Annotated in this window: 18 protein-coding genes; 9 read left to right on the top strand and 9 right to left on the bottom strand. The window is 61.8% G+C overall.

Translation table 11 applies throughout. The features are described from left to right. Positions 1-223 precede the first annotated feature (223 nt). The 8 genes from C7440_RS19435 (at position 224) to C7440_RS19400 (ending at position 8,502) form a co-directional block, all read left to right on the top strand. Positions 224-1,504, top strand: a complete 1,281-nt coding sequence (locus C7440_RS19435; protein WP_116519644.1) for an acyl-CoA dehydrogenase family protein — start codon at positions 224-226, stop codon at positions 1,502-1,504. Between the two features lie 55 nt (positions 1,505-1,559). Beyond that, positions 1,560-2,120, top strand: a complete 561-nt coding sequence (locus C7440_RS19430) for a flavin reductase family protein (protein ID WP_017524586.1) — start codon at positions 1,560-1,562, stop codon at positions 2,118-2,120. A gap of 40 nt (positions 2,121-2,160) precedes the next feature. Continuing rightward, complete coding sequence (locus C7440_RS19425) at positions 2,161-3,315, top strand: ABC transporter substrate-binding protein (RefSeq protein WP_017524587.1); 1,155 nt, start codon at positions 2,161-2,163, stop codon at positions 3,313-3,315. Positions 3,316-3,377: 62 nt separating this feature from the next. Further along, positions 3,378-4,394: an NADPH:quinone oxidoreductase family protein gene (locus C7440_RS19420; RefSeq protein WP_017524588.1), complete on the top strand. Its 1,017-nt coding sequence runs from the start codon at positions 3,378-3,380 to the stop codon at positions 4,392-4,394. A 31-nt stretch (positions 4,395-4,425) separates the two neighbouring features. Then, on the top strand, positions 4,426-6,330 hold the full coding sequence (locus tag C7440_RS19415) for an AMP-binding protein (RefSeq protein ID WP_083851286.1): 1,905 nt from the start codon (positions 4,426-4,428) through the stop codon (positions 6,328-6,330). Between the two features lie 69 nt (positions 6,331-6,399). Further along, positions 6,400-7,083: a glutathione S-transferase family protein gene (locus C7440_RS19410; protein WP_116519643.1), complete on the top strand. Its 684-nt coding sequence runs from the start codon at positions 6,400-6,402 to the stop codon at positions 7,081-7,083. Between the two features lies 1 nt (position 7,084). Continuing rightward, positions 7,085-7,696 (top strand): TetR/AcrR family transcriptional regulator, encoded by a 612-nt coding sequence (locus C7440_RS19405; RefSeq protein WP_017524591.1) that lies wholly within the window; start codon positions 7,085-7,087, stop codon positions 7,694-7,696. Continuing rightward, positions 7,693-8,502: an ABC transporter ATP-binding protein gene (locus C7440_RS19400; RefSeq protein ID WP_116519642.1), complete on the top strand. Its 810-nt coding sequence runs from the start codon at positions 7,693-7,695 to the stop codon at positions 8,500-8,502. Before C7440_RS19405 ends, C7440_RS19400 begins: the two co-directional genes overlap by 4 nt. An 11-nt stretch (positions 8,503-8,513) precedes the next feature. Here C7440_RS19400 and C7440_RS19395 read toward each other — a convergent pair whose 3' ends face one another. From C7440_RS19395 to mabB, 8 genes are all read right to left on the bottom strand, one after another. Further along, positions 8,514-9,767, bottom strand: coding sequence for a M20 family metallo-hydrolase (locus C7440_RS19395; RefSeq protein ID WP_116519641.1), 1,254 nt, complete (start codon positions 9,765-9,767; stop codon positions 8,514-8,516). 9 nt (positions 9,768-9,776) lie between these two features. Further along, positions 9,777-10,625, bottom strand: coding sequence for an alpha/beta hydrolase (locus C7440_RS19390; protein ID WP_116519640.1), 849 nt, complete (start codon positions 10,623-10,625; stop codon positions 9,777-9,779). 5 nt (positions 10,626-10,630) lie between these two features. Next, the gene (locus C7440_RS19385; protein ID WP_116519639.1) at positions 10,631-11,332 is read right to left on the bottom strand and encodes an ABC transporter ATP-binding protein; all 702 of its coding nucleotides are present in this window, start codon (positions 11,330-11,332) and stop codon (positions 10,631-10,633) included. After that, on the bottom strand, positions 11,326-12,108 hold the full coding sequence (locus C7440_RS19380; RefSeq protein WP_116519638.1) for an ABC transporter ATP-binding protein: 783 nt from the start codon (positions 12,106-12,108) through the stop codon (positions 11,326-11,328). The genes C7440_RS19385 and C7440_RS19380 overlap by 7 nt, the downstream gene beginning before the upstream one ends. Continuing rightward, a complete protein-coding gene (locus C7440_RS19375) occupies positions 12,101-13,114 on the bottom strand; it encodes a branched-chain amino acid ABC transporter permease (protein WP_116519637.1) in 1,014 nt (337 codons plus the stop codon). Before C7440_RS19375 ends, C7440_RS19380 begins: the two co-directional genes overlap by 8 nt. A 4-nt stretch (positions 13,115-13,118) precedes the next feature. Continuing rightward, complete coding sequence (locus tag C7440_RS19370; protein ID WP_116519636.1) at positions 13,119-14,045, bottom strand: branched-chain amino acid ABC transporter permease; 927 nt, start codon at positions 14,043-14,045, stop codon at positions 13,119-13,121. Between the two features lie 24 nt (positions 14,046-14,069). Further along, complete coding sequence (locus tag C7440_RS19365) at positions 14,070-15,236, bottom strand: ABC transporter substrate-binding protein (protein ID WP_207775439.1); 1,167 nt, start codon at positions 15,234-15,236, stop codon at positions 14,070-14,072. A gap of 210 nt (positions 15,237-15,446) precedes the next feature. Beyond that, entirely contained in the window at positions 15,447-16,529 is a 1,083-nt protein-coding gene (mabB, locus tag C7440_RS19360; RefSeq protein ID WP_116519634.1) for a 5-aminosalicylate 1,2-dioxygenase, read from the bottom strand. 139 nt (positions 16,530-16,668) lie between these two features. On the opposite strand from mabB, the gene C7440_RS19355 reads away from it, so the two are divergent. Beyond that, positions 16,669-17,400: a GntR family transcriptional regulator gene (locus C7440_RS19355; RefSeq protein ID WP_116519633.1), complete on the top strand. Its 732-nt coding sequence runs from the start codon at positions 16,669-16,671 to the stop codon at positions 17,398-17,400. Between the two features lie 54 nt (positions 17,401-17,454). Here the strand turns inward: C7440_RS19355 and maiA are convergent. Further along, on the bottom strand, positions 17,455-17,928 hold a 474-nt coding region (maiA, locus tag C7440_RS19350), incomplete at its 5' end, for a maleylacetoacetate isomerase (protein ID WP_116519632.1).

The raw sequence follows: 17,928 nt of genomic DNA, 5'->3' as shown, positions 1-17,928 counted from the left end.
ACCATCAAGGCGCCCAGCGCAGTCGGGGTGGTTCCCCGGCGAGCATGGGCAACGCAGAGGGGCGGCTATTTGCGCGCTCACCCTTCGGGCTGGCCGGCAAAGGCCAGGCATGCGTTGTTGCGAGCTCGTTGCGGGGATCAACCCCGCGGCCTCGCCCGCGCCTAGCCTGCCTGGCCTTTGCCGGCCAGTGCGGCTGCCCTTTTAGTGTTAACAGGCCCTAGTCATGAACATTCAAAAAGAGCCCTTCATGGACAGCAGCTACCTCCATCAATACGCCCGTTCGGCCGACGACAGCACGCTGTTCGATGGCGCCGCGCTTACCGACAAGCAAAGAGAGCTGATCGCCAAGGTGGACCAATACGGCGTCGCCTGGGCCGAGCGTGCCTTCAAGCATGACCGCGAGGCCAGCTTCCCCATCGACAACTACAAAGACCTGCACGAAATGGGCTTTCTGGGGCTGTGCGTGCCCGAAAGGCTGGGCGGCCTGGGCGCCGACTATCGCACTTACATGCTGGTCGCCTCGCGCATCGCCTACTACTGCGGCTCTACCGCCAACACCTTCAACATGCACAACGCCAACTCCCTCTGGACCGCCGACATGGTCGACGAGATGGAGCTGACCGACGAGCAGCGCGCCAGCCATGAGCGCAACCGCGCGCTGCACTATGGCAATATGCTGCAGGGCAAGATCTATTCGCAGCCCTTTTCCGAAGGCAGCGGCGCCGCAGCCGGCAAGCACCCCTTCGGCACCATTGCCAAGCGCCAGGACGGCGGCTGGCTGATCAACGGCAAGAAGATCTTCGCCTCGTTGTCGGGCTCGGCCGACTACTATGGCGTGCTGTGCACCGAAGACGTACCCGAGCCCACCTATGCCAACACCATGTTCATCGCCGTGCCCGCCGACGCCCCGGGGGTTTCCATCGTGGGCGACTGGGATCCGCTGGGCATGCGCGGCACGGTCTCGCGATCGCTGCTGTTCAAGGACGTGTTCGTACCGGACACGGCCGAGATGATGCCCCAGGGCGTGTATATCAGGGCGGCGGCCCGGTATCCGCACATGTTCATGACGCTTACGCCTTGCTATATCGGGCTGGCCCAGGCCGCCTACGATTTCTCGGTGGCCTACCTGCGCGGCGAAGTCGAAGGCGTGAACGTAAAGCGCCGCATGTATCCCACCAAGCAGGTCGGCATTGCCCAGATGTACATCAAGCTGCAGCAGGCCTGGGCGCTGTTCCACCGCGTCACTTCAGAGTTCAAGGCCCATCCGTCGCGCGGCGAGCGCATGCGCGCCTATGCCTGCCAGCACACCATCATGGAGTACTGCGCCGAGATCGCCTCGGCCGCCGTGCGCGTCTGCGGCGGCCAGGCCATGCTCAAGACCTTTCCGCTCGAGCGCATGTTCCGCGACAGCCGCTGCGGCGCCCTGATGCTGCCCTGGACCTCGGAAATCTGCATCGACAGGCTGGGCCACGGCCTGCTGTACAACGAAGGCGAGCGCGACTAGGCGCCGCCCCGGCAACTCATTGCAAGGAGACTCGCTCCGGCGAGAGACGACCATCATGCTGCAAGCCCAAACCGCCATGCCCCGGCCCATTGCCGCGCCCAAGGCACAGCCCAAGCCCGAACTGCGCCATGCCTTTGGCCGCTTCGCGACGGGCATCGCCGTCATCACCACGCTTGACGACGACGGCCGGCCCTATGGCCTGACCGTCAACTCTTTCGCCAGCGTATCGATGGCTCCACCCATGATCAGCTGGAACGTGATCCGCGGCTCGACCGCCCATGCCACCATCGCCCGGGCCGGCCGTTTCGTCGTCAACGTCCTGGCCACGCACCAGCGGGACATCGCCCAGAAAATGACCGGACCGATCGAACACCGTTTCGCCGGCGTGCCGTATCATGCATCTTCATCGGGTCTGCCCGTCATCGGCGACACGCTGGCGACCTTCGAATGCGAAACGCACTCGATGATTACGGCGGGCGACCATGATATCGTCCTAGGTACGGTCAAGCAGTTCGAACATCGTGACGGCCGGCCGCTGGTCTATTGGCGGGGCGGCTACGCCACCGCCATGGCCTGCGATGCCGATCACCAGAACACGGCTGTACGCAGTACTTGATCGCAGTTCCTTCATTTCAGTATAAAAATCGGAGACAAGCATGAACTACCGAAAACTGTTGTCGACCCTGGCCGCAAGCATCGCCCTTGCCGCAACATCGGCGGCCGCCCAGGCCCAAATCAAGATCGGCATCATTTCGTCCAATACAGGCCCTGTGGCGCTGATCGGCATCCCGCAAAAGAACACCGTCCCGCTGCTGCCCAAGGAAATCGGCGGGCAGCCGGTGCAATACATCGCCTACGACGACGGCAGCGACCCATCGCAAACCGTCACCCTGGTGAAGAAGCTCATCACCGAGGACAAGGTCGACGCCATCATCGGGCCCTCGAGCTCGCCCAACGCCATGGCGGCGCTCGATTTCGTGGCCGAGGCCAAGATGCCGCTGCTGGCCCCGGTAGGCACCATCGCCATCGTGCTGCCCATGGACGACAAGCGCAAATGGGTGTTCAAGACCACCCAGAACGACGGCCTGGTAGCCGACAAGCTCGTCGGCCACATGGTCAAGCACGGGGTCAAGACGTTGGGCTTCATCGGCACCGGCGACACCTTCGGCGAAACCTGGTACGGGGTGATGCAAGACAAGCTCAAGGGCACGGGCATAGAAATCGTGGCCAACGAGCGCTTCAAGCGGCCCGACACCTCGGTTACCGGCCAGGCCCTGCGCGTGCTCGCCGCCAAGCCCGATGCCGTCCTCATCGCCGCCCCCGGAGGCCCCTCGGTGCTGCCCGAGGCCACCCTTAAAGACATGAACTACAAGGGCACTTTCTACCAGACGCACGGCGCGGCCCTGAACGAGTTCCTGAAGCTGGGCGGCAAGAAGGTCGAGGACACCATCGTGGCCGGCAGCGTCATGCTCGTGCCCGACCAGGCTCCCGACAGCAACCCCGCCAAGAAAGTCGCGCTCGAGTACATCAACGCCTACAAGGCCATGCACGGCAGCGAGCCGGCCACCTTCGGCGGCAATATGTACGACGCCGGCCTGCTGCTTCAACAGGCCATCCCCGAAGCCCTCAAAAGCGCCAAGCCCGGCACTGAAGAGTTCCGGGTCGCCCTGCGCGACGCACTCGAGAAGGTCAAGGACCTGCCCGGCACCCAGGGCATCTACAACATGACCCCCGAAGACCACAGCGGCTTCGACGAGCGCGGCGTCGAGCTGCTTACCATCAAGGACGGCGCCTGGCAGCTGATCCAGTAGCCCGCCTTTCCTCCTGCACAAAGCCATGGCCCTGGCGGCCATGGCGCCTTCCTCGGCAACAAATGAACACCACAGCATCCTCCGTCCGCGACGCAGAGGCTTACGCCCTCGTCTGCCGCGAATACGGCGATCCACCCGACATCATGCGCCAGGCCCTGCGGCCGCCCCCGTCGCCCGGGCCCGATGAAGTCCTGATCGACGTCCATTGCGCAGCGTTCAATTTCACAGACCACCTGCTGGTGCAGGGACGCTATCAAGAGCGGCCGCAAACGCCTTTCGTGCCCGGCCTGGACGCCGCCGGCGTGGTGCGTTCCATCGGCTCGAACGTAAGCCGTTTCCGGCCGGGCGACAAAGTCGTCTCCAGCGGTGTGGTGGGCGCGTGGTCCACCCGCCTGGCCGCCCCGCAGCACCGCCTGGTGCCGGTGCCCGCCAACGTGGCCCTGGCCGATGCCGTGGGTTCGATCAATTCCCATCTCACCGCCTATCACGGCCTGCTCGACCGCGCCCGGCTGCAGGCCGGCGAACGTGTGCTGGTGCTGGGCGCCAATGGGGCCGTCGGCAAGGCCTGCGTCCAAATCGCGCGTCACGCCGGCGCCCAGGTATATACCGTGGTCCGCGGCAGCGGCGATACCTTTCTTCTGGCCCACGAGGGCGGCGGCCAGAGCCAAAGCGTTCCCTTGGGGGAACTGAAGCAGGGCCTGCGCCAGCTGCTGGGAAGCCGCGGCGCCGACATCGTGGTCGACCCCATCGGCGACCAGTTCACCGAGGCCGCCGTGCGCAACCTGGCCTGGCGCGGCCGGCTGCTGGTGGTGGGCTTTGCCGCCGGCGATATTCCCCATATACCCACCAACCTGCTGCTGCTCAAGGGCTGCGGCATCCTGGGGGTGTATTGCGGTGGCCTGCTGCTACAGGAAACCGACGCCTTTACCCAGCAACTGGAAGCCATGCTGAACCTGATGGGCGCGGGGGTGCTTGCGCCCTCGCCCCAGGAACTTGTTTGCGCCAACGATTTCATGCAGGCCTGGAAGCTGTTCTCAACAGCTCCCCGGGGCACGAAAATCGTTCTGGACTTTGCCTGACCCACGAATTTCTTACGCACCCGATTCCCACATGAGCACAACCCTTCGCCCAGAGCCCGCCGATCTTGCCACACAGCGCTCTACCGCCCCATTCCGGGCCGTGCGATTCGCGCCCGTCGAGATCGACGTGCGGCAACGCGACGACGGCGTCGTCATGGTCACCAACCGCCAGCCGCTGGGCGAGCTGCCGGTGCGCCAGATCGGCGATTACCTGCGGCGCCATGCCCGGCAAAAACCCGAGCAGACATTCCTGGCCGAACCAGACCCCCAAGGCGGCTGGACCCGCCTGGGCTATGCGCAGGCGCGCCGCCGCGTCGACGGCTTGTCGCAGTGGCTGCTCGACCGCAAGCTGCCCGACGACCGGCCGATCATGGTGCTTAGCGAAAACAGCATCCACCACGCCCTGCTGCAGCTGGCCGCCATACAGATCGGTATTCCGGTCATGCCGATTTCGGCCGCCTACAGCCTGATGTCGCGCACCTGCTCCAAGGTCGGCAGCCTTGTGCGCAGGTTCCAGCCCTCGCTCATCTATGCATCGGATCCGGTCCGCTACGGCAATGCGCTGCGCCTGGCCAAGAGCCTGGGCGAGGCCCTGCTCGTGTCGGACAAGCCCGAAGACGGCCTTATCGATGCGCTGCTTCAGGACGCATTTGAAACCGCGCCCACGGCCGAACTCGAGCGGCGCTACGAGCGCATCGGCCTGGACGACACCGCCCGGCTGCTGCTTACGTCCGGGTCCACGGGCGACCCCAAGGCCGTCATCATGACCCATCGCAATACCATTGCATCGGGCGTGCTGTGGGACCAGGTATGGCCGTTCCTGAACGACCGGCCGCCGGTGCTGCTCGACTGGCTTCCGTGGAACCACACGGCCGGCACCCACGGCACCTTCAGCATGGCCCTGCGGCACGGCGGCACGCTCTATATAGACGACGGCAAGCCTGTGCCCCAGCTCATCGGCCGCAGCATCGCCCATCTGCGCGAGCTGCGGCCCAATGTCATGGTCAATGTCCCGCGCGGGCTCGACATGCTGGTGGCCAGCATGGAGGCCGACCCGAGCATCGCCGACGACCTGTTTCCCAACCTCGAGGTCATCATCTACGGCGGCGCCGCGCTTTCGTCGGCCACGCTTCACAAGCTCGAGCATTTCAGCGCCATGGCGACGGGGCGGCGCATACCCATCACTTCATCGCTGGGGTCGACCGAAACCACAATGCCGGCCACGATGGGCTGGTGGCCTCCGGAAACCCTGGGCACCCTTGGCCTGCCCGCGCCCGGCGTGGAAGCCAAGCTCGTGCCCGACGGCGAGCGCTATGAAGTGCGCTTTCGCGGCGAGATCATCACCCCCGGCTATTACCTTGACCCCCAGGCCTGCCAGGCCGCCTTCGATGAAGAAGGTTTCCTGAAAACAGGCGATGCGGTCGCCTGGGCCACCCCCGGCACACCCGAGCACGGCCTGGTCTATGCCGGCCGCCTGGCCGAGAACTTCAAGCTTTCGACAGGCACCTGGGTACATGTGGCGATAGTGCGCGGCGAGCTGCTTGAATACCTGCGTCCCTGCGTCGCCGACATCGTGCTGGCCGCGCCCAACCAGCATGCGCTGGGGGCCCTGCTGTTCATCGACTTCAACCGCGTACGCAAGCAGTTTTCAGAATGCGCTGAGCTGTCGGACGAGGCCATCGCCCGCCACGGCCCCCTGAAAGACCTGCTTGCACAGGGCATACGCGAGTACAACGCGCGCTTCCCCGGCAGCAGCACCCGCATCGCGCGCGCCCTGCTGCTTGAAAGCCCGCCCAGCATCGATGCCGGCGAGATCACCGACAAGGGGCACATCAACCAGCGGGGCGTACTCGCCCTGCGCGACCAGGCCGTGCAGCGTCTATACTGCGCGGATGCGGACGGCGACGATTGCCTTGTATTCGATTCGGGGGCTTGAGCCGGTGCGCGTCCGAATAAATGTTCTTGCAGTTGAAATACTGTTTGGTTCCACGTAGAGGCCCCGCCAATGCCCGCTTTGCTGCAACTGTATGGTTCGCCCATCAGCACCTACTACAACAAGGTGAAGATCGCCCTGATAGAACTTGGCCTGCCTTTCGAAGAAATCGAAGTCATGCCGGGCGCCGGACAATGGCCCGATTCAGGCAGCCCCAGCGGCAAGATACCTTTCTTGCGCCACGGCGACGGCCACGTATATGAATCGCAGGCCATCGTCGAGTATCTCGAAGACATCCGCGCTGCCGGCTCGCCCACGCTGTTTCCTTCCGAACCGCTGCAGCGTGCGCGGTGCCGCGAGCTCATCCTGTATCTGGAGCTGTATCTCGACGCGCCGATGCGGCCGGTTTATCAATCGGTGTTCTGGGGCAAAGAGATGCCCGCCGGGCAGCTTGAACGCACGCTGCAAGAGCTTGAAAAAGGCTTTCGCCTTCTTTTGCTGCGCACCGGCCTGGACCCCTGGCTTTGCGGCGAAAGCTTCAGCCATGCCGACAGCGCCGCCTGGGTTCACCTAAGCACCATCCAGTGGGCCCTGGCCCTTGCCGGGCACAAGACCTTCGTGCAAGACCATGCCCCTGAGCTTTCAGGCTACCTGCAGCGCCTGTCCGAGCGCCCAAGCGTAATACAGGCCGAGGCCGACAGGCGCGAAGCCTCGCGCCGCATCAAGGCCGAGCGCAACGCGGCAAAAGGCAGCTGAGGTGGCGCGACCCAAGGCCCTTGACTACGAGGTCCGCAAGCAGGATATCTTGCGGGCGGCGGCCGTCATGTTCGCCAAGAAGGGCTATAACGAAACCCTGCTCGACGACATCGCCGAACAATGCGGCATCGGCAAATCGTCGCTGTATCACTACCACCGTTCCAAGCACGCCATTCTGTATGGCCTGATCAAATGGAAGATCGAAGACCTGGCCTGGAAGGTGGACGCGGCCGTCGAGGCGGCCGGCACGCCCGAAGAACAGTTCCACGCCATGACGGCCACCCTGGTCAACGAATACCTGCGCGTCCCTGAAGAAATCACGGTGCTGCTTACCATGCCGCGGCATCTGAATGCGGCGGCAAAAAGCTCCATCTCCCAGATCCAGCACCGCATCATCAACCGCATGGTCCTGCTGGTGCAGGCCTTGCGCCCCGACGTGGAGATCACGCGCAAGAAACTCACTGCCATGGCCATGCTGTATTTCGGCATGACCAACTGGATCCATGTCTGGTACCGGCCTTCGGGCTCCATCAACGCCAGCGAGCTGGCGGGCATGATCGTGCGCATCTTCCTTGACGGCATCAACGGCATGAAGCAAGACCAGCTGTCATGAGCCAGGCCTCTTTCGCCGCCGCTGCCGCCCGCATGAGCGATTCCTCCTGCGCCATTGCGACCCAGGGCCTGGACATAGGCTATGGCCGAAAGCAGGTCGGACGCGACATTACGCTGCAGCTTGCCGAAGGCGAGATTCTTTGCCTGCTGGGCCCCAATGGCAGCGGCAAGAGCACCCTGCTCAAGACCCTGCTGGGCCTGCTGCCGGCCCAGGGGGGGCAGCTGCACGTACTGGGCCGTCCCCTGGCCGAATGGCCGCGCCGCGGGCTGGCGCGCCGCCTGGGCTATGTGCCCCAGGCGCATAGCGGCGAGTTTCCATTTACCGTGGAAGAAATCGTGCTGATGGGCCGCACTTCGCATATGCCGCGTTATGCCGTCCCGGGCGCCGAAGACCGCCGCATCGCCCGCGAAAGCCTGGACACCCTGGGCATCGGCGCACTGGCGCAGGAACCCTTCACGCACATCAGCGGCGGCGAGCGCCAGCTGGCCCTGATCGCCCGCGCCCTGGCCCAGCAGCCCGCCATACTCGTCATGGACGAACCCACCGCCAGCCTCGACTTCGGAAACCAGTTGCGTGTGCTCGAGAAAATACGCCGCCTCAAGCACGAAGGGCTGGCCATCTTGCTTTGCACCCACCAGCCCGAGCACGCGGCCCGCCTGGCCGACCGCGTTGCGCTGTTTCGCGACGGCACGCTGCACGCCACCGGCGCCCCCGACGCCCTTCTGACCGTACCGCGCCTGGCCTGGCTGTATGGGCTGGAAGAAGACGAACTGCGGGCGTGGACGGCAACGAAGTACCCCTGTTGAGTCCGCTTTCCTCAATCGCCATTGGCAAGCGCTACTAGCGTATGCAACAGTACATTGGCACCCGCCGCGGCATCTTCAGGGGTAATCAGTTCGGCCTCGTTATGGCTGACGCCGTCTTTGCACGGAATAAAGATCATGCCGGTGGGGGCGATACGGGCGATGTGCATGGCGTCGTGCGCCGCGCCGCTGTACATCTTACGAACACCGTAGCCCCATTTCGCTGAAGCGGCACGCACGGCCTCCACGCAACGCGGCGCGAAATGGGTGGGGGGCACGGTCCAGATGTGATCCAGCTGCAGGGCCAGTCCCTCTTCCTCGGCGATGCGAGTGAACAGCTCGCGCAGTTGGCCATGCATTGCCTGCAATTGCGCATTGTTCTCGTGGCGACAATCGGCAGTAAGCTTGGCCTGCTGTGCGATGACGCTTCGCACGTTGGGCAGTACCTGGATGCTGGAGCATGAAGCGCGCCCAGCCGGCTCATACGCCTGGCCAAGCTGGCGCACCGCATGGATGATGCGCGCAGCGCCCGCCAGGGCGTCACGCCGGTATGACATGGGTGTGGTGCCAATGTGGGCGGCCTGGCCCGTCAAGGTAACCTCGTAGGACTCGATGCCGATTACTCCCTCGACAGCGCCTATACTCAGGCCCTCACGTTCCAGCACAGGCCCCTGCTCGATGTGGGCTTCTATATAGCAATGCATGGCAGGGCACACCGGGTCGTGCGGACCTGCATATCCTATGGTCTGCAACGCGTCGCCTACGCACACACCATCGGCATCCTGCGCGTCAAGGGCCTGCTGCACTGGAAACACTCCGGCAACTGCGGCCGAACTCATGCACACCGGCTGAAAACGCGCACCCTCCTCATTGGTCCACACGATCAGTTCGATGGGCCGACGTGTGCTGACGCCATGCTGGTCCAGGCTGCGCAGCGCCTCCAGGCCGGCCAACACGCCGTATGGGCCATCATACTTGCCAGCCACCGGCTGGGAGTCCAGGTGACTGCCGGTCGTCACAGGCGCCAGGCTCTCGTCCCGGCCTGGCCTGCGCGCATAGATATTACCCAGAGCGTCGATACGCACAGCGTAGCCCGACGCACGGCACAACGAGACGAACATATCCCGCGCCAACTTGTCTTCCCGACTCAGTGCCAGGCGGCGGACACCGCCGGTAGGTGTGGCCCCCAGCTCGCCCATCTGCTCCAGGCTTTGCCACAAGCGACGTCCATCCACGCACAGCGTTTGCGAAAGCTCGGCACTGGACATGATCGCCTCTCAGACGTTGCGCTTGATGAGTCGCATCACCCGGCCACACAGCTCACTGTCCGGATCGGCCAATACATCGACGACGTCGAAGTGATGGCTGCCAGGTATTGCGTAATGCTCCAGCCGCCCCGCCCCCTGCGCCAGGGCTTCAGCGTAGCGCAGGGACTGGCTCTGGAACTCGTTCGACTCCAGGGCACCATACGCGACGAGCCGGTCTGTACTCCCGGCGGGCTGAAGATGAATGGGGCTCTGGCTGATCATGGTGGCCTCATCCAGTTGCAAAGGCGTGCGCTGCTCAGTGTGCTGCAGCGGGCCCAGGTCGAAAATGCCCGAGATCAGCGTGGCACTCTTGAACAGATCTGCAGGCGCGACGGCGCCAGGCCAGGCGTTCGAGGTCATCATGGCACTGAGGTGCGCGCCTGCGGAGTGGCCGGCGATATGCAGTTGGCCCGGGTCCAGGCCCAGCTGCGCACCATTGCTCCAAAGCCAGTCCGCCGCACGCCGGACTTGGGCCACGATGGCGGCAATGCGGACGGAGGGGCACAAGTCATAGCTAATCGCCAGGAAGGAAATGCCCTGATCGACAAACGAAGGAGCCAGAAAGCTGTAGATGGACTTGTCACCCTTTTGCCAAAAACCGCCATGTACGAACACCAGGCAAGGCGCCTGTGCCGCGTGGGCGGCGGGAAAGAAATCCATCCGTTCGCGCGGCCCGGGGCCATATGCAAGGTCCGTCTGGCAATCCAAGGACTGGCGTACGAGTTCGCTTTGCCGAGCCCAGCGCGGCAGGAAATCTCTCTGGGGCTGCAAGTGGTCCAGTCGGTACTGCTGCTCCATTTCAGATTCGGTGTATTGCATGGCGATCAGACTCCCAGAAAGCGGTGCCGCAGCTCTTCGTCAGCGAGCAGTTCGGCAGAAGAGCCACTCCACATGATGCGTCCCTTCTCGATGATGTAATGGCGGTCGGCCAGCCGGGCCAGCGCATCCACGTTCTTGTCGATGATCAGTATCGACAGTCCGGCGTCGCGCAGTGCGTGCAGCACCTGCCAGATCCCGTCCCGCACCAGCGGCGCGAGGCCCTCGGTGGCCTCGTCCAGGATCAGCAGAGAAGGGTTGGTCATGAGGGCGCGGCCTATGGCAAGCATCTGCTGCTCACCACCCGATAGCAGTACGCCCATGCGGTCCTGCAATGGCCGCAGCATGGGAAAGAGTTCGAGCACGGTATCGACAGTCCAGCGCGGTGCGCTCTGGCCACGATTGGAAGCGGTGGCGATCAGATTCTCGCGCACGGTCAGATTTGGGAATATCTGACGGCCCTCCGGCACCAGGCCCAGGCCCAGGCGTGCAATTTCGTAGGGCGAGCAGCCTCGTAGCGATCGGCCTTCGAGTTGTATATCGCCATCGTCCAGATCGATGATACCCATGATGGACGAAATGGTAGTGGTCTTGCCCATGCCATTGCGGCCCAGCAGGCTGAGGACCTCGCCCTTGCCTACGGCCAGGTCCATGCCAAACAGCACCTGGCTGTCTTCGTAGCCCGCTTGAAGATCGGTGACTTTCAACATGCGCTGGCCTCCTCAGTGCCCAGATAGGCCTTTCGCACCTCGGGGTGGGCGCGGATTTCGTCGGGTGTCCCCGTGGCGATGATGCGGCCGCGCACCAGTACCGTAATGCGGTCCGCCAGCGCAAAAACGGCATCCATGTCGTGCTCCACCAACACGATGGCCAGCCGGCCCTTGAGCGCCAGCAGGTGGCTGATCATCCGCAGTGAGTCCTCCGGGCCCATGCCCGCCATGGGTTCATCCAGCAGTAGCAGGCGCGGCTGCGTGGCTAGCGCCATGGCTAGTTCCAGCGCACGCTTTTCGCCATGCGCCAGTGTGGAGACAAGCGCATTGCGCTTGGATCCCAGCCCGACCTGCTCCAGAGCCTGCGCGGCAGGCCCGTTCAGGCTGGCGTCCCGCCCGGCGTCGGCCAGGAAGCCAAAGCTGTGGCCGGCGTGGGCTTGCACCGCCAGCGCCACGTTGTCCAACGTTGTGAAATCAGGAAAAACGCTGGTGATCTGGAAGGTGCGTGCCAGCCCCGCCAGGGCACGCCGCCAAGTGGATAACGTAGTGATGTCGCGCCCGCCGAATAGTATGCGCCCCGAATTTGGGCGTATCTCGCCGGACAGCTGCGATATAAGCGTAGTCTTGCCGGCCCCGTTCGGACCAATGATTGCGTGCAGCTCTCCGTCGACAATGTTCAGGTCGACGCTGTCCGTCACTACCACGCCGCCATAGTTCTTGCTTAATGCTCGAGTCTGCAGCAATTCGCTGGGGTCAACACTGTAGCGATCAGACATTTTTCGCCACCCTCAATTTCGTATCGCGTTGCAGCAGCGTCTGAAGAGGGCCGGAGCGCCATCGTTTACGGCGCTTGGGCGGACTCTTCTCGAACAGGCCGAATATGCCTCGCTTGGCAAAAAGGATGATCAAAATCAGCATGATCCCCATGACCGCCTGCCAGTGCTCGGTCAGGCCGGACAAGAAATGCTCCAGGAGCAGATAGGCAGTAGCTCCGATAACGGGGCCGAACAGTGTGCCCATGCCGCCGAGGATGACCATGATCATGATCTCGCCAGAGCGTGTCCAGTGCATGGTGGCTGGCGAGACGAAGAGCAACTGGTTGGCCAATAGTGCACCGGCCATGCCGCATAGCATGCCTGCCAACACGAACGAAGCAAGCTTGTAGCGCAGGACCGGGAAGCCCAGCGCGATCATGCGCCGCTCGTTGGATTTGGCCCCGCGCAGCACGCGTCCAAAGCGGGACTTGACGAGCCGATTGAACAGCCAGAGCACGAATATCAACAGGGCAAAGCAGGCATAGTAAAGCTGCAAAGGCTGACCGAAATCGGCCACGCCGAAGAACTGGCTGGACTGCCAGATGTTCATGCCGTCGTCACCGCCATAGGTGTCGATACTGATGGCCAGGAAGTACACCATCTGCGCAAACGCCAGCGTGATCATGATGAAGTGGATGCCGGTCGTGCGCAAGGACACCAGCCCGATAAAAAGAGCCATGAATGCGCACACCAGGATCGCCGCGCCGAAATGGACGAACCCGTCCCCCACGCCGTGGTAGCTAAGTATGCCCATGGTGTAGGCACCCACCCCGAGGTACGCGGCATGCCCGAAGCTCACCATGCCGCCGTAGCCCAGAATGAGATCCAGACTCAGCGCCGCGACGGCAAAAATCAGGATGCGAGTAAAGATGTCGATATAAAAGGGCTGGTCAGCCACGTGGGAGATCAGCGGCATGGCGGCCATTGCCAGCAGGAATGCTCCGATGAGTATGGTCTTGGTTTTCATTTGGCTATCTGACTTTCGGAGGGAAGAGACCTTGCGGACGGGCGAACAGGATTGCCGCCATCAGAAGATAGATCAGCATGGAAGCGATGGCCGGCCCCGCACTGTTGGCGGCCGAGTCCGACACCAGACTGCCCAGCGCCGGTTTGAGCAGGGTACGGCCCAGGGTATCGACCACGCCTATCGCCAGAGAAGCAATGAACGCACCCTTGATGGAGCCTATGCCGCCGATCACGATGACCACCAGAACCAGGATGAGAAAGTTGTCTCCCATGCCCGATTCCACCGCGAAGATGGGGCCCGCCATGACGCCTGATAGGCCCGCCAGCACGGCGCCCAGGCCAAAGACAAGCGTATAGAGCAGCTTGATGTTGACGCCCAGGGCATTGACCATGACCCGGTTGCTGGCACCCGCGCGGATCAGCATGCCCAGGCGGGTTCGGCTGATGATCAAGTGCAGCAGCAAGGCGACCAGCAGGCCCACAAAGATGATGACGAGCCGGTAGGTCGGGTAGGTGATGCCATCCAGCAGGTGCACTTGGCCTGCCAGCCACGGCGGCAGTTGCACGTTGAGGGCGGAGCGTCCCCATACCATGCGGCAGCCTTCGTTGAACAGCAGGATCAGCCCGAAGGTGGCCAGCACCTGGTCCAGATGGTCACGCTGCGCCAATACCCTGAAAATGACGACCTCGATGAGCAGGCCGATCACAAATACACCCAACAGCGCAAGGGCGACGGATAGCAGGAGAGAGCCTGTTGATGCCATGCTCCAGGCGAATACATAGGCCCCTATCATGTAGAGCGAACCGTGCGCCAGGTTGATCAGGTTCATGATGCCGAAGACCAATGTCAGTCCCGCCGCCATGAGGAATAGCATGACGCCATACTGCAGGCCGTTGAGTAGCTGTACGAATAAAAGACTTCCTGTATCCATGGTGTAGGTCCGTGCGTACTGTGTTTATTGCATCGAGCAATCGTTGTAGTAGTTGTCTTTGTGGTGCTCGAATACGGTCTTCACCGTCTTACGGACCAGATTGCCGCTTTCGTCCTTCGTAATCTGGAACACATAGAAGTTCTGTATGGGAAAGTGATTCTTGTTGTACTGGAACGGCCCGCGCACAGACTTGAAGTCCGCCTTCTCCATGGCGGCTATCATGTCTTCCGTCTTGCCGACGTCCCCGCCCACCGCCTCGACCGCGCTATTGATGAGGTTGATAGCGTCATAGCTTTGCGCGGCATAGTACGAGGGGATGTAGCCATACTTATTGCGAAAGGCGTCAACAAACTCGCGATTGGCCGGAATATCGAGGTCGTAGTTCCAAAAGCCTGCTTCATAGTTGCCAATGGCGGCCTCGCCGATGGCGGGCAGTGTAGTTTCGTCGGCACCGAACACCGAGTACAGCGGGATATCGCGCAGGCCGGCCTGCGCGTATTGTTTGAAGAACTGTATGCCCATGCCGCCTGAATAAAATACGAACACGGCCTTGGGCTTGGCTGCCTTGAGCTGGCTAAGCTCGGCCTGGTAATCCGCTTGGCCGAAGGTGGTGTAGACCTCGTTGAGAATGCGGCCCTTGAAGTAGCGCTTGAAGCCCGCCACCATGTCCTTGCCCGCCGCATAGTTAGGCGCCATGACATAAACGTCCTCGATCTTCAGATCGTTCATGTACTTGCCCATGGCCTCGGGTGTCTGATCGTTTTGCCACGAAGTGGTAAAGAAATTTGGAGCGCACATTTTGCCGGCGATCTGGCTCGGACCCGCATTGGCGCTAATCAGTATCTTGCCCGCGCGGATCACGGGCTGGTACACGGCAAGCAAGGTGCTGGACAGGATCACCCCCGTCACGAAATCCACCTTATCCTGCTTGAGCATCTGCTCGGCCAGTTGTCGGCCAACATCCGGCTTGTACTGGTCGTCGCCGTAGATGATCTCGGCGTCCCTGCCGCCCAATTTGCCTCCGAGCTTTTCCAGGGCGAGGTCGGCCGCATCCTTCATATGCTTGCCAATGATGCCATTAGGGCCCGAAGTGGTTGTAATGAAGCCGATTTTGACCTTGTCGGCGGCCAGAGCCGGCGCGACGCACAGGCAGGAGGCCAGCAGTGCGGCAATCAAGCGTGTTTTCATCATGATGTCTCCTAGGGAGGGGGGGGGGCCGCCGGCGCTCCACAAGACAGAGGCGCCTGCCGGCGTTGGGTTTATGGACGATGAATAAATTTCGACAGGAAAAAGTGCACCACGCCGCGCCCACGATTTGCTGGATCCGCAGGTTTTACCCCCTGAAGGTGACGTGGCGATAAAGAAAATTGCGCTCACCGTATGGGATGGGCACACAGGGCATTAGCTCTGGAAAGTGGACTCGACCTTTTGGTGACCGCCGTCGCTGCCCAGTGCTTCCTCACAGTACAGGCCGAGAATGCGCATTACAGGCTGGTCGGAGGCGCTGAACAAATAGCTGTCCGTACCCGCCGACCTGTGCTCGTGCCAGCACCAGGGCGGCACGACGAAGACATCGCCGCGGCGCCAGGGGAACTCCACACCGTTGATGATGGTGGAACCCTCGCCTCCGATGACGAAATACACTGTGCTGGCCGTGGCCCGCAGTGCGCGGGTATGCGTGTGCGAACGCAACAGCTGCGCCCGGCACGAGATGGTAGGCAGCGTCGGGCCCGAATTGATGGGATTGACGTATTCCAGCAGCACGCCGTGCCGCTCATCGGAATGGGTACTGGCATGCAGCGCCTCACGCATCTCGGTCCATGCGTAGCGCAATACCGGGTGGGCTTCGGGATAGGGCGTGTCGGCGGGCGGCCGGAACAGGCCCAGGCGGTTATTGGACCAGCCGTCGGGTCGATCCGGGCATACCTGCCCCTCGCCCGGCCAGAACATGCTGGCCTGAAGCAGGTTGACCAGCGGAAAATCCAGCACATCCAGCCAGACGATGTCGTGAGGGGTTTCATTGGCATGCTCATGCCACATGCCAGAGGGCGTCAAGAGCAGATCGTTTTCTTCCATCATGAGCCGCTCGCCCTGCACTTTCGTATAGACCGCCCCGCCGTGGCTCCTTGCCGCAAAGCGAATCGCCCCAGCGGCATGTCGATGCGCGGGGGCCTGTTCGCCCGCGCGTACCAACTGAAACGCCGTCGCAATGGTGTGACTGGCACTGTACGAGAACGGCAAATCCGGATTGACATGTTCCATGGAGCGTCTTTCCGCTCCCCGCTCAGGCGTGATGAGTTGTCCCGCGCGCATCAAAAGTGGAATAACATCGTCCCACTTCCACAGCCATGGGCGGTAATTCACCTTAGGGGTCTTGCTGATGAAAGATGAAATGTATTTCCATGTCGGCGCCATGTACGCTGCTTCGAGTTCTTGATGCAGCGTCTCCAGCGCGTCCGCTTGTTCAGCCAAGTCTTCTTTCATCCCTGCCTCCTAATGTAGATTTCAATGTTATCGATCGTTTTAATTTTTATCGATAAAATTAAGCGTTATAATCATCCTACGGACGTTTTTATAGGTAGTCAAGCTTTTTATCGATAAAAATATTTGGCTAAGGCGGAATATGTCGGAATATCAACAGTCTCTCGCTGCGCTTGCGAGTGCCGCCCCCCCGGAGGGAAACGGGGATCTGGCCACAATTGCTTGGCAGCACATACGTGAAGACATCATCGGGGGCAAGTTCGCTCCTGGTACGCGGCTGCGTATTGCGTTGCTGCGTAATATTTACGGGATAGGCGCCACACCGCTACGCGAAGCGCTATCACGACTCGTCTCAGAACGGCTGGTCGTCAGCATGGACCGTCGGGGCTTTGCCGTGGCGCCCATATCCTTGAAAGAACTGCGTGAGCTGACCAATTTGCGAAAGCTGTTAGAAAAAGAAGCTTTACGGCAGTCGTTGGAAAACGGGGATGAGAAATGGGAGGCAAATGTTGTTTCATCCATCTATCGCCTCGGGCGACAGCACGAGCGCATTCAAGCAGGAGACTTGGAAGCCATAGACGGCTGGGAACAACTGAACCAGGAATTTCACGAAACCTTGGTGGCGGCATGCGACGCTCCGTTCCTTCTGCACTTCAGACAAACCGTCTATCTTTACCTGAAACGCTATCGCCAGATTTGCTTATCGCTGACGTCGCCATCAAGAGACGTACATTTAGAGCACGTCGCAATGCAGCGGGCTGCGATTAGTCGCAACTATGAGTTGCTTTGTACATTGACCGATGAACATCTGGAACGCACATACCAGCGCATAGCAGAGAGCGGCGCGCTCGAAGAAGAGCCTGTTCATAAATAATAAATAAGTGAACTAGCACGTTCCGGGGCCGGCCTGTTGGCCGGCATCCATGCCCTATTCTTGATAATCAGGCTGCGCCTCGGGCATCGCTTGCCGAAAGGCGTCCAGAGAATTGCAATACGCGTAAATAGCGTTGATGCGGGGGTAGTTCTCCAGATTGCAGTTCATGCGTAAAGCATTGGCCACCTGGGGCACCAGACAGCAATCGGCCAGCGACACCTGGTCGCCATGGCAGAACGTGCCGGCATACGTCCGTGCCAGCAACTGCTCCACCGAATGAAAGCCCTCGGTTATCCAGTGTTGATACCAGATGTTCTTGCCACCCTCTTCCGCCTTTAGCATCCGCGTCAGATACAAGAGCACTCTCTTGTTGTTCAGCGGGTGCATGTCGCAGGAAATCAGGTTGGAGATCTCGAGCACACGCGCACGCGCCTGCAGGTCTTGGGGAATCAGGCGCGGCTCGGGATACTTGGCGTCCAGGTAATCGATGATGGCCATCGATTGGCCCAGTTCAAAGCCGTCGTCAAC

The organism is Pusillimonas noertemannii (genome assembly GCF_003096595.1).
Classification (GTDB): Bacteria; Pseudomonadota; Gammaproteobacteria; order Burkholderiales; family Burkholderiaceae_B; genus Pusillimonas; species Pusillimonas noertemannii.
This window is presented reverse-complemented; position numbering and strand designations above follow the sequence as displayed.